The sequence below is a fragment of the Alkalihalobacterium alkalinitrilicum genome (genome assembly GCF_002019605.1).
Classification (GTDB): domain Bacteria; phylum Bacillota; class Bacilli; order Bacillales; family Bacillaceae_F; genus Alkalihalobacterium; species Alkalihalobacterium alkalinitrilicum.
This window is the reverse complement of sequence record NZ_KV917368.1, coordinates 3463134-3476007: the sequence shown is the minus strand read 5'-3', so window position 1 is coordinate 3476007 and position 12874 is coordinate 3463134. Positions and strand designations below refer to the sequence as shown.

The window sequence follows — 12874 nt, the reverse complement described above, 5'->3', positions numbered from 1 at the left end:
AAGACATCAAGATTTCACTGGGTTGCACATTGTGTAACCAAGAGTAACTTGAGTCGTCAAGAATTCAACAACCTTTATAGTTATTTAAGTTTTTTGATAAACTTTAGAAGTTTTAAAAGAAGCAAGAAGTTCGAGGAAGTGAAGTCCTGAGGAACGGATCGTATCTAACATACGTGAGTACCGGAAGGACAAAACTGACGAAGAAATTCGCAGCTTATTTTAAAACGTAGGTTAAGCTAGAAAGGGCGCACGGTGAATGCCTTGGCACTAGGAGCCGAAGAAGGACGCGACGAACAGCGAAATGCCTCGGGGAGCTGTAAGTAAGCTTTGATCCGGGGATATCCGAATGGGGGAACCCACCATCCGTAATGGGATGGTACCCATACCTGAATACATAGGGTATGAGGAGGCAGACCTGGGGAACTGAAACATCTAAGTACCCAGAGGAAGAGAAAGCAAATGCGATTTCCTGAGTAGCGGCGAGCGAAACGGAATTAGCCCAAACCAAGAGGCTTGCCTCTTGGGGTTGTAGGACGTCTCACATGGAGTAAGAAAAGACGATCATAGGCGAAGCGGTCTGGAAAGACCCGTCAGAGAAGGTAACAACCCTGTAGCCAAAATGATCGTCTCTCCGAGACGGATCCTGAGTACGGCGGGACACGTGAAACCCCGTCGGAAGCAGGGAGGACCATCTCCCAAGGCTAAATACTCCCTAGTGACCGATAGTGAACCAGTACCGTGAGGGAAAGGTGAAAAGCACCCCGGAAGGGGAGTGAAAGAGATCCTGAAACCGTGTGCCTACAAGTAGTCAGAGCCCATTTACGGGTGATGGCGTGCCTTTTGTAGAATGAACCGGCGAGTTACGATCCCGTGCAAGGTTAAGCTGATAAGGCGGAGCCGCAGCGAAAGCGAGTCTGAATAGGGCGAATAAGTACGTGGTCGTAGACCCGAAACCGTGTGATCTACCCATGTCCAGGGTGAAGTTCAGGTAACACTGAATGGAGGCCCGAACCCACGCATGTTGAAAAATGCGGGGATGAGGTGTGGGTAGGGGTGAAATGCCAATCGAACTCGGAAATAGCTGGTTCTCCCCGAAATAGCTTTAGGGCTAGCCTCGAGGGAAGAGTATTGGAGGTAGAGCACTGATTGGGCTAGGGGTCCCCACAGGATTACCGAACTCAGTCAAACTCCGAATGCCAAATACTTATCCTCGGGAGTCAGACTGCGAGTGCTAAGATCCGTAGTCAAGAGGGAAACAGCCCAGACCGTCAGCTAAGGTCCCCAAGTATACGTTAAGTGGTAAAGGATGTGGAGTTGCCCAGACAACCAGGATGTTGGCTTAGAAGCAGCCACCATTTAAAGAGTGCGTAATAGCTCACTGGTCGAGTGACTCTGCGCCGAAAATGTACCGGGGCTAAACGTATCACCGAAGCTACGGCTTGTCCTTACGGACAGGGGTAGGGGAGCGTTCTAAGTGCAGCGAAGTCAGACCGGAAGGACTGGTGGAGCGCTTAGAAGTGAGAATGCCGGTATGAGTAGCGAAAAGAGGGGTGAGAATCCCCTCCGTCGAAAGCCTAAGGTTTCCTGAGGAAGGCTCGTCCGCTCAGGGTAAGTCGGGACCTAAGCCGAGGCCGAAAGGCGTAGGCGATGGACAACAGGTTGAAATTCCTGTACCACCTCCTCACCGTTTGAGCAATGGGGGGACGCAGTAAGGTAGGGTAAGCGCGCTGATGGATGCGCGTCTAAGCAGTTAGGCTGGTAAGTAGGCAAATCCGCTTACCATAAAGGCTGAGCTGTGATAGCGAGGGAAATTAAGTACCGAAGTTCCTGATCCTACACTGCCAAGAAAAGCCTCTAGCGAGGTGAGAGGTGCCCGTACCGCAAACCGACACAGGTAGGCGGGAAGAGAATTCTAAGACGCTCGGGAGAACTCTCGTTAAGGAACTCGGCAAAATGACCCCGTAACTTCGGGAGAAGGGGTGCTCTGTTAGGGTGTATGCCCGAGAGAGCCGCAGTGAATAGGTCCAAGCGACTGTTTAGCAAAAACACAGGTCTCTGCGAAGCCGCAAGGCGAAGTATAGGGGCTGACACCTGCCCGGTACTGGAAGGTTAAGGGGAGTGGTTAGGCGCAAGCCGAAGCTGTGAACCGAAGCCCCAGTAAACGGCGGCCGTAACTATAACGGTCCTAAGGTAGCGAAATTCCTTGTCGGGTAAGTTCCGACCCGCACGAATGGTGTAACGACTTGGACACTGTCTCAACGAGAGACCCGGTGAAATTATATTACCTGTGAAGATGCAGGTTACCCGCGACAGGACGGAAAGACCCCATGGAGCTTTACTGTAGCTTGATATTGGATTTTGGTACAGCTTGTACAGGATAGGTAGGAGCCTTGGAAGCGTGAGCGCCAGCTTACGTGGAGGCGTCGGTGGGATACTACCCTGGCTGTATTGAAGTTCTAACCTCGAACCGTGATCCGGTTCAGGGACAGTGTCAGGTGGGCAGTTTGACTGGGGCGGTCGCCTCCTAAACAGTAACGGAGGCGCCCAAAGGTTCCCTCAGAATGGTTGGAAATCATTCGTAGAGTGCAAAGGCATAAGGGAGCTTGACTGCGAGACCTACAAGTCGAGCAGGGACGAAAGTCGGGCTTAGTGATCCGGTGGTTCCGCATGGAAGGGCCATCGCTCAACGGATAAAAGCTACCCTGGGGATAACAGGCTTATCTCCCCCAAGAGTCCACATCGACGGGGAGGTTTGGCACCTCGATGTCGGCTCATCGCATCCTGGGGCTGAAGTAGGTCCCAAGGGTTGGGCTGTTCGCCCATTAAAGCGGTACGCGAGCTGGGTTCAGAACGTCGTGAGACAGTTCGGTCCCTATCCGTCGTGGGCGTAGGAAATTTGAGAGGAGCTGTCCTTAGTACGAGAGGACCGGGATGGACACACCGCTGGTGTACCAGTTGTTCCGCCAGGAGCATAGCTGGGTAGCTACGTGTGGACGGGATAAGCGCTGAAAGCATCTAAGCGTGAAGCCCCCCTCAAGATGAGATTTCCCATTACGTTAAGTAAGTAAGACCCCTTAGAGATGATGAGGTTGATAGGTCTCGGGTGGAAGCGTGGTGACACGTGGAGCTGAGAGATACTAATCGGTCGAGGGCTTATCCAAAACATAAAGCGTTGATATTCTTCTAGTACATTATCCAGTTTTGAGAGAATGACTCTCAATCATAAGCATCGAATCACTTCGAAGCTTATCACAATTTTAAAAAGGATTTTCAGAAGCAAGAAGTTCGAGGATGTGAAATTCTGAGGAGTGGAGCGTATCGGAAAGGTAACCGACTAAGTTCGTCACGTCCTGTGACAACGTCGGCACTAGTACATCCTGTACGTCGGAGCACCGCAAGAATTGAAACTGATGAAGAAATTCACAGCTTATCAAAAATCCTAATAGAAAATTGTTAGAAGCGAGTAGTTCGAGGCGGCAAGTTCACGAGTAGCGGAATGTACGTTTGAAGGGTACATGAGCAACGCAGGGAGCGCAGCCAACGAAGAAATGCGAAGCTTATCACAATTTTATAAGTCTAGTGGCGATAGCGAAGAGGTCACACCCGTTCCCATGCCGAACACGGAAGTTAAGCTCTTCAGCGCCGATGGTAGTTGGGGGCTTCCCCCTGTGAGAGTAGGACGTCGCTAGGCATAAAGCACAATCCAATAGGGTTGTGTTTTTTACTTTTTTATGAAAGGTTTCTCAGTCAGGAATATAAATTCAAAATTCACTTCATAAATAGGTGAGTTAAGATCATAGATCTAGAATTCATAAAAAGCCAAATGAAGACCATAACTATAAAAAATGTAAAAAGAAACAGTTTAAACTCTATAATGGAGACAATAAGTTGTGTCATCTTACTTTTATTAACAAACCCCATTATATCAATAAAAATAAGCAGTTCAATTCATGTGCTAATTGGACTGCTGTTTTCTGTTTTCTACTCTTAAACCGAACCCGTTATATTACTTGTTCAGTGGTTTCTTTTAATTTTTATCCATTTTTTGATCGGAACCAAAGGGTGAATACAATTGGAAAGTTATATAGGTTAATCTGTTGCATTGTCATGGTTAGACGTTTCATTGACTTTTTTAAATAAACCGTATTCTTCATAGTTAGAGGTTAGTTTTGTTTTTTGTAAACCCGATAAAAAAAGCAGTATTGTAAAGATAATGAATACAAGCATTAGAAGCCCCCCTAGATTATTAAATGCTGGGAGGGATGTTCTGGTTCCTGTTTTCTATATTAATCATAATATTTTTTAGTAATGTTTATTTGACGTATATTTATGTAAAGAAGTGATTAAAAATGTTAAAATGCTATTAACAAACTTTACAAAGCAAAGAAAATAAAAAGGTGGAGAAAAACATGGCACAACGATTTGATACAAAGACGGTACACTTTCAAGCAAAAGATGTATCTAGAAATATGAGTAAAGCTCAACCAATTTATCAAACATCAGCATTTACTTTTAAGGATCTAGAAGATATGGAAAGCTTTTATAAAGGGGATAAAGAATATCTTTATTCAAGATTTGGAAACCCCAATACTGATGATTTAGGAAAAGGTGTAGCTGCTATAGAAGAAGCTGAGGATGGGGTAGCAACGTCGTCAGGAATGTCTGCGATTCTCGCAGGAATATTAGCAGTAGTAAAACCAGGGGAACATGTTATTGCATCTGAGGATCTATATGGTGGGACGTACCAACTATTAGCAGTCGAATTACTTAACCTTGGAGTTGAGGTTAGTTTTGTTTCTTTTGAAGATAAAGAAGAGATTAGAACTGCTATACAATCTACAACCAAGTTAATATATACTGAATCGGTAACAAATCCGCTATTAAGGGTAGAAAATTTAAAAATGGTACAGGAATTGGCAAAGGAGTTTGGACTGATCACCATGATAGATAACACATTTGCTACACCATTTCTTTTACAACCAACTAAATTTGGAGCAGATCTCGTGATCCATAGTGCAACCAAGTATATTGGAGGGCATAGTGATGTGACTGCTGGAGTACTAGTTGGCAAAAAGGAATTGATTGAAAAGGCCAGAGTAAAAGTTGTAAGTTTAGGGTGTAATTTAAGCCCATTTGAAGCGTGGCTAGCATGTCGTGGTTTAAAGACTCTTAGTATACGTATGGACAGACAATCTAAAAATGCTCATTCCTTAGCAAATGCGTTAAAGACAAATGAAAATGTAACAAAAGTGTATTACCCTACTGAGTTATCTTCAAAAGGAAATGGTGCGATGGTGTCCATTGAGTTAAATTCGATCCTAAATATTGAAAAGTTCTTCGCATCTTTAGACTGGGTTAAAATTGCACCAACATTGGCAGGAGTAGAAACAACAGTCTCTTATCCAATTCGTACTTCACATCGAACTATACCTAATCAAATACGAGAGAAGCTTGGTATTACAAATGGGCTTGTTCGTATTTCAGTGGGAATTGAAGACGAACTCGATATTATAGAAACATTTGAAGCGGCAATTAGAAGCGCAAAGTAATACAATAAACGAGTCGATGGAATACACCGACTCGTTTCATAAACATTTTATGGGCTTTCGATAACTAAATTAGTCTGTTTGTCAAAACGACTATCATACGAAATATATCGAAGAAACTTATGGTAGATATGAATGTTATCTGTTAGCAACAAAATCGGTAAAAGGAGAATTGTCAAAAATAAAGCTATGTTTGCAAGAAAAGCACTTCTTAGGAGTAAAAGAAAGTTTGTTTTGTTGTTCATAACTACCAACCCCTTTTATAAAATATTAATTATTCTGAAAATTCTGTATTAATTGATATTATAATAGGCAAATTCCAATTCGACAAGCTTTTTAAAAAAAAATGATAATTTCTTGCATAAAGAAATGACATATGGTAAATTATAATAACTGTTAGGACGAACAAAGCACCTAGCCACTAAGCAATACCAGAAGAGGAAGCGATGACCTCTAAGAAATAACATCATATTTACTTTATAAAGTCGTGGGGTGGAGCATGAGCTTCGTGAAATTCACAACGACATGTCGTGACGCATCTAACTACAAAGTGTTACGAGAAGAGGAAGCGATGACCTCTAGGAAATAACATCATCCATTTACTTTATAACGTCGCGGGGTGGAGCAACGAGCAAAGCATCGATGAAGTTACATCGAGTTGTCTCGACGCATACACTTCGAAGAAAAAGCAAGTAGAGGAAGAGACAGTCAAGACGCTACGGTGAGTAACTTCATCCGTTAGCATTCATATTATCGCGGGGTGGAGCAGTCTGGTAGCTCGTCGGGCTCATAACCCGAAGGTCATAGGTTCAAATCCTATCCCCGCAACCAAAACATTTACCGCTTTTAGTTTGGAAGCAACAACTATAATACATAATTTTAATGTAAACAAAAAACAGAAACTCCTTAGGAAGACAGTTCCTAAGGATTTTTTTCTATGATTATAAAAAGGGTGAAATACATGAAGGACGAGTTTTCATTTATTAATAAAATAACCCCGAAACGATTAAACCAGCAAGAGTTAATCTGTGGAATAGGTGATGATGCTGCATTATATCGGATTGATGGGGATTATGATGAAGTAATCTGTGTCGATACTATGGTAGAAGATATTCATTTCAGAAGTGATACCATGTCTTCTTTTCATATTGGATACAAGGCGTTAGCGGTAAATATAAGTGATATTGCTGCAATGGGAGGTATCCCGTTATTTTATTTAGTTTCTATTGCTATTCCTAAAAAATGGGATGAAAAAGAACTGTTTGACTTATATGAAGGTATGAAAAAGCTCGCGGTTCAGTATGAAATGGATTTAATTGGTGGAGATACTGTTTCTACGAACGATAAACTTGTTATTTCGGTAACCGTTATTGGCAAAGTTGAAAAAGGGCGACGTTTACTTCGGAATAAGGCAAAACCTGGTGACGTTGTTTTTATAACAGGTCATGTTGGTTCATCGGCAGCTGGATTACATTTTTTGTTTCAAAAAACGCGTGATGGTCTATTTACAGTAGCTGAGAAAGAGTTGCTACAAGCTCACCAAATGCCCGAACCACAAGTGAAAGCGGGCCGTGTTTTAGCACGTTCTAATTGTAGACTCTCTTTAAATGATATAAGTGATGGCTTAGCGAGTGAAGCCAATGAAATAGCAGAAGCAAGTGGTGTATCATTGGTTATTGAAAAAAATAAAATTCCAATGAGTCCATTTATTGATGCTGTGCCTATAGAAAAGCACTTAGAATGGGCTCTATTTGGTGGCGAAGACTTTCAACTTATTGGTACGATAGCAGAAGTAGAATGGGTGAAAGTACAGAAGCAGCTAATAGATGAAGGCATTACAGCAAGTGTAGTTGGAAAAGTCATCGAAGGTAAACCACAAGTCTTTTTACAAACAGATGAAAATTTGGTTGAATTAAAGAAGGAAGGCTACAATCATTTCAAGTAGATAGGTGAATTTATGGAGAAATATACATTTATAAGTCAATCTCCTGATGATACATATAAATTTGGAGAACAGTTAGCGCAACAGTTAATGGCTGGTGATGTCATTACGTTAGAAGGAGATTTAGGGGCTGGAAAAACAAGTTTTACAAAAGGAATCGGTAAAGGTTTAGGCGTCCAACGTGTTATTAATAGCCCTACGTTTACGATAATTAAAGAATATAAAGGAAGTATACCGTTGTACCATATGGATGTTTATCGTCTAGAAGATAGTGAAGAAGATCTCGGTTTTGATGAATATTTTGAAGGTGAAGGTGTAACAGTCGTTGAATGGGCGAGTAGAATTGAGGAGATGTTACCAGAGGAACGCCTTGATATTTATATTTATCATAATGGAAACGATAAAAGAACATTTGAATTGCGTCCTAAAGGTGAGCGGTTTATTTCACTGTGTAAGGAGTTATTATAAATGAAAGCAATTGCGATAGATACAACAAACTTAGTGATGGGTGTCGCCATCGTAGATGGCGAAAAAGTGGTTGGTGAAATGATCACTAATTTAAAGAAAAATCACTCGGTCCGTCTGATGCCTGCCATATCTCAATTAATGAACGAAGTTGGCTTTAAACCAAGCGATCTTCAACGAGTCATTGTTGCTCACGGACCAGGGTCGTATACTGGAGTTCGAATTGGTGTTACAACGGCTAAAACATTAGCGTGGACATTAAATATACCGATTGTAGGAGTATCTAGCCTTGAAGTACTAGCGCAAAACGGTCGATTTTTTAATGGATATATTTGTCCCTTTTTTGATGCTCGTCGTGGTCAAGTTTATACAGGTTTATATAAAGCAGTTCATCAAGATGTTCAGGTCCAAGAAGAAGATCGGCTTGTTCTTCTTAAGGACTGGCTCGAAACACTAAAAAATTTACAAGAACGCATTTTGTTTTTAAGTAACGACCTAGCGTTACACGAAGAAGCTATTAAAGCAGCACTCGGAAACCGCGCGGTGTTTCCTTATGTTTCAATGCAAAACCCTAGACCATCAGAATTAGCGCTACTCGGATTAACTAAAGAGCCCCAGCCCAATACTCATGAAATGGTTCCCCAATATTTACAACTAGCTGAAGCTGAGGTGAAATGGTTAGAGGCTCAAAATAAAGGTGAGATAAAATGACAGAGCCTATCATACGGTTTATGACAGTGAATGACCTCGAACAGGTTCTCATTGTTGAAAAGGATGCTTTCACGGTACCTTGGAGTCGAACCGCCTTTTATAATGAACTATCGAGTAATCAGTTTGCTCATTATGTCGTTATGGAATTGGAAGGAGTAATTATCGGTTATTGTGGCGTCTGGCTGGTAATGGACGAAGCACATATTACAAATATTGCTATTCTTTCTCAATATCGGGGGAACAAGTACGGAGAAACGTTACTTTTATATGTAATGGAACTGGCGAAAATGTATGGAGCAATAAAAATGACACTAGAAGTTCGAGTATCAAATCAAGCGGCAAAAGGATTATATGAAAAGTTAGGGTTTATGTCAGGTGGGATTAGAAAGAACTATTATACTGACAATTTAGAGGATGCATTAGTCATGTGGGCGGTGTTGAAAAATGAAGGATGAATTAATATTAGCAATTGAGACGAGCTGTGATGAAACGTCAGCAGCTGTAATTAAAAATGGAGTGGAGATACTTTCAAATGTCGTTTCGTCGCAAATTGAAAGTCACAAGCGGTTTGGTGGGGTTGTACCAGAAATAGCGTCTCGCCACCACGTTGAAAAGATGACATATATATTTGAAGCTGCAATGGAAGAAGCTGGTGTAACTTTTTCACAGTTAGATGCTATAGCGGTGACAGAAGGCCCTGGGCTTGTTGGTGCTTTACTAATGGGCGTAAATGCAGCAAAAGCACTTGCGTTTGCCCACGATCTACCTTTGATCGGCGTTCATCATATCGCAGGTCATATTTATGCAAACCGATTAGTAAAAGAAATGGAATTTCCATTACTAGCATTAGTTGTATCTGGAGGACATACAGAACTCATTTATATGAAAGAGCACGGCTCTTTTAAGGTCATTGGTGAAACGAGAGATGATGCGGTAGGAGAAGCGTATGATAAGGTAGCCCGAACGTTAAACTTGCCTTATCCAGGAGGCCCTCATATTGACAAGCTTGCTCATGCTGGTGAAGCAACAATTGATTTACCGCGAGCTTGGTTAGAGCCTCATTCATATGAGTTTAGTTTTAGTGGTTTAAAGTCAGCTGTCATAAATACACTTCATAATGCAAAACAAAGAGGAGAAACGATTGAACCTGCTAATTTAGCAGCAAGTTTCCAAGAGAGTGTTATTGACGTATTAGTCACAAAAACAAAAAGGGCAACAGAAGAATACGAAGTTAAACAACTATTATTAGCTGGTGGAGTTGCTGCTAACCGTGGGCTTCGCGAACGCTTAGAGGGTGAATTTGGCCATTCTGAAATTGATTTAGTTATTCCGCCTCTTTCACTATGTACAGATAATGCGGCGATGATTGGTGCCGCTGCTAGTTTAATGTTGAAAAAAGGTAAGTTTTCAAGTTGGGCATTGAATGGAAATCCAGGGCTTGAACTAGAAACCGAGGAATGAATACTTCCGCTACAGCATTAATGACTGTTCCTTTTACCTACTTGAATTTTCCTCCATTCTTTTTATTGGCACATTTCAGTAAAGTAATTATGCACCCGATGACCGTTTCTAACCCAGACTTGCATGGTTTTTGTAGGGTGTCCTTTGGCTAAATGATAGAAGTTTAAATCCCATCTCTTCAGTCTATGCTGAAAGAAGGGATTTTTTATTTTACTTAAGAAGAAATCATTTTTAGAGGGGCTAAAAAAATTACCTTTGGTTTTAGTCAGCTTGAACGAGCAAATGTTATTTAAGTTAAGTGGTTTAGTTTGTGGAAAACACTTATCCACAATAATGTGTATAAAGTGGATAAGTTAGTGAATAACTTATTTTACAGGGATATTTAGTGTTTATAAAATTATGTGGATAAACATGTGGATAATGGGGATAACTTTCATAAAATAGGAAAAATCAGTAGTTTACCTGTGTATAACGTTGTGGGTAGTGTGGATATGTCAGAAAATTTGTTCAAAAGGTGAGGAGAGAGTGTGTGAAAAAGAGTTGGATAATTGTTATTAGCTTGTTAATCTTCTTTGTATTCACAACTAATGCGAAAAGTTATGAACAACAACAGTCACTAGTTCTCATCGTTGTCCCTGATTTTTCTTTTGAAGAAGTAGATTGGTTAGTAGAGCATGGGGATGAGGAGTTATGGAAAAATGCTGGTTTGGCTGCCTTAAATGTTCGACCAGATGGGAGTTATTCATACTTGAACAATACGGTCTCATTAAGTACGGGTGTACGTGGAGTAGGTGTGGATAATTGGAATGGTTTTGAACGAGGAGAACATATAGATGGAAGAAAGGTAGAAGATCTCCTTTTACAATGGACAGGAAACTATCCACAAGATAGTTTGCTTCACCCGTATTTCCATAAGTTAGTCGAGAAAAACAATGAGACAACGTTTCGGGCTCCAATTGGGATCTTGGGAGAAACACTAAAACAAGAAGGGGTACATCGTTACGTTCTTGGAACAAGTGACTTAAATATTGAGGAAAGAGTTCGTTATGGATCATTGTTTGCTGTAGATCGGAAGGGTGAAGTGCCTGGGAAGTTATCTGAAATGGTACAAGTAGATCCAGAGGCCCCATATGGGTTAAAAATGAATACTAACAGCTTACTTGAGGAGATCGAAACGATCGAAAAAAACAGTGAGCAGTCATTTATTGTAGTCGAGTGGGGTGATTTTTATCGGTTATATGCAGAAAAGAACAAGATGACTACTGATCATTTTGTGAATAACTATGAGGATGTACTTCGTTCACTCGAACAATTTATTCAATTGATTGTGGATAACGAAAATCGCCATGTGATGTTGGTATCTCCGATGATGCATACAGAAGCATACAAATTAAAAAAACAACTAAGTCCTTTTTTTTATTGGGACGCTGCTCACTTCAATTCATTAGAGTTATATTCACAAACGACTAAACAACGCCATGTTATTAGCAATGTCGATATCGTACCAACGATTCTTTCGATTTACGACATTCAAATACCAGCTAGTTTACCTGGAACGTCTCTAAAACGTATAGAGCGTTCGGATGATTTACATGATGAAATAATTAATAATATCAATTGGATATTTAAAATTTATAGTACTCGAAGCGTCGTCCTATCAAGTTATATTACGTTATTAGTTTTAATGCTCATTGGCGTAGGTATCTTGTTGTGGAGGAGAAGAACAAATCCTCGCTGGTTAAGTATTGGAAAAGTATTATTATTAGCAGCTGTGAGTTCACCGATATGGTATCTTTTTTTATCCAAAGTGCTTCTTTATGTTCATAGTGGTTACTACTTTTGGTTATTAACGTTGTTATCGATATTATTAGGATGGCTTCTTCTAAAGTTTACGAAATATCCGCTCGTTCTTTTAGGTACAGTACAGTTTCTAGTAATCACATTAGATTTGTGGATGGGTTCTCCTTTAATGCAAAGATCCTATTTAGGTTATGATCCGATTATAGGAGCTAGGTATTACGGGATTGGTAATGAATATGCGGGAGTCTATATGATCTCGGGATTACTATTATTAATTCCTTTTTGGAAGGCATCAAAGAAAACCTTTTTCTTAGTAGTCACCATTCTTTTTATTTTTTTAATTTATATGTTGGGAGCCAGCCATCTAGGTACTAACGCTGGAGCAACGTTATCAGCTGCTATTGCGTGGGGATTTATTGCTGTAAAGCATAGTTTTATTATGAAAAAGTGGAAGTTGTGGTTACCGATTCTTCTTATTGGGATTCCACTTCTTTCACTTATGCTTTTATATTTGTTACAGCTAAGTGGAAAACCGACACATATTGGCTATGCTTTTGAAAGGATTTTAAATGGCGACCTAACTTATATGTTGGACGTAATCACAAGAAAATTGCAAATGAATTGGAAGATATTTAAGTTTTCCAATTGGACTCAGCTGTTTGTCACATCTTATATCTTAATGGGAATTATGTTGTGGAGACAAAAAAAATGGATTAAAAATGAGCGTGAAAAAGACATATTGCAAACAATGCTTGTTACATCCGTTGCGTTATTATTATTAAATGACTCTGGTGTTGTAGCAGCGGCAACGTCCATGTTTTTGATTGTGGCTACCAGTTATTTTTGGTTACTAGAAGAAAAAGAGGGAGAAGCTACATAAGCTTCTTCCTTTTATCATCTTGTAACTTAACTGACTATCCTATCTTAATTAAATAAACGTTTAATTAAT

8 protein-coding genes, 1 tRNA gene and 2 rRNA genes are annotated in these 12874 nt (G+C 40.6%); 10 read left to right on the top strand and 1 reads right to left on the bottom strand.

What is annotated here, in order from left to right; translation table 11 throughout:
• Positions 1 to 229: 229 nt before the first annotated feature.
• Together BK574_RS16725 and rrf are read left to right on the top strand one after the other, a co-directional pair.
• Positions 230 to 3161, top strand: a 23S ribosomal RNA gene (locus BK574_RS16725).
• A gap of 414 nt (positions 3162 to 3575) precedes the next feature.
• Positions 3576 to 3691: ribosomal RNA gene (rrf, locus tag BK574_RS16720) — 5S ribosomal RNA — on the top strand.
• A gap of 398 nt (positions 3692 to 4089) precedes the next feature.
• Here rrf and BK574_RS27615 read toward each other — a convergent pair.
• Complete coding sequence (locus tag BK574_RS27615) at positions 4090 to 4227, bottom strand: hypothetical protein (protein ID WP_158211684.1); 138 nt, start codon at positions 4225 to 4227, stop codon at positions 4090 to 4092.
• 182 nt (positions 4228 to 4409) lie between these two features.
• Here BK574_RS27615 and BK574_RS16715 point away from each other — a divergent pair, with 182 nt between their 5' ends.
• From BK574_RS16715 to BK574_RS16680, 8 genes are all read left to right on the top strand, one after another.
• On the top strand, positions 4410 to 5549 hold the full coding sequence (locus tag BK574_RS16715) for a trans-sulfuration enzyme family protein (protein WP_078429385.1): 1140 nt from the start codon (positions 4410 to 4412) through the stop codon (positions 5547 to 5549).
• A 751-nt stretch (positions 5550 to 6300) separates the two neighbouring features.
• Positions 6301 to 6377: transfer RNA gene (locus BK574_RS16710), tRNA-Met, on the top strand.
• Positions 6378 to 6507: 130 nt separating this feature from the next.
• Entirely contained in the window at positions 6508 to 7491 is a 984-nt protein-coding gene (gene thiL / locus BK574_RS16705; protein ID WP_078429384.1) for a thiamine-phosphate kinase, read from the top strand.
• Between the two features lie 12 nt (positions 7492 to 7503).
• Complete coding sequence (tsaE, locus tag BK574_RS16700) at positions 7504 to 7956, top strand: tRNA (adenosine(37)-N6)-threonylcarbamoyltransferase complex ATPase subunit type 1 TsaE (RefSeq protein ID WP_078429383.1); 453 nt, start codon at positions 7504 to 7506, stop codon at positions 7954 to 7956.
• A complete protein-coding gene (tsaB, locus tag BK574_RS16695) occupies positions 7957 to 8664 on the top strand; it encodes a tRNA (adenosine(37)-N6)-threonylcarbamoyltransferase complex dimerization subunit type 1 TsaB (protein WP_075388868.1) in 708 nt (235 codons plus the stop codon).
• A complete protein-coding gene (gene rimI, locus BK574_RS16690) occupies positions 8661 to 9119 on the top strand; it encodes a ribosomal protein S18-alanine N-acetyltransferase (protein ID WP_075388867.1) in 459 nt (152 codons plus the stop codon). Before tsaB ends, rimI begins: the two co-directional genes overlap by 4 nt.
• Entirely contained in the window at positions 9109 to 10125 is a 1017-nt protein-coding gene (tsaD, locus tag BK574_RS16685; RefSeq protein ID WP_078429382.1) for a tRNA (adenosine(37)-N6)-threonylcarbamoyltransferase complex transferase subunit TsaD, read from the top strand. The genes rimI and tsaD overlap by 11 nt, the downstream gene beginning before the upstream one ends.
• Before the next feature lie 529 nt (positions 10126 to 10654).
• Positions 10655 to 12805 carry a hypothetical protein gene (locus BK574_RS16680; protein ID WP_078429381.1) on the top strand — a complete coding sequence of 717 codons (2151 nt, stop codon included), beginning with the start codon at positions 10655 to 10657 and terminating at the stop codon, positions 12803 to 12805.
• Positions 12806 to 12874 lie beyond the last annotated feature (69 nt).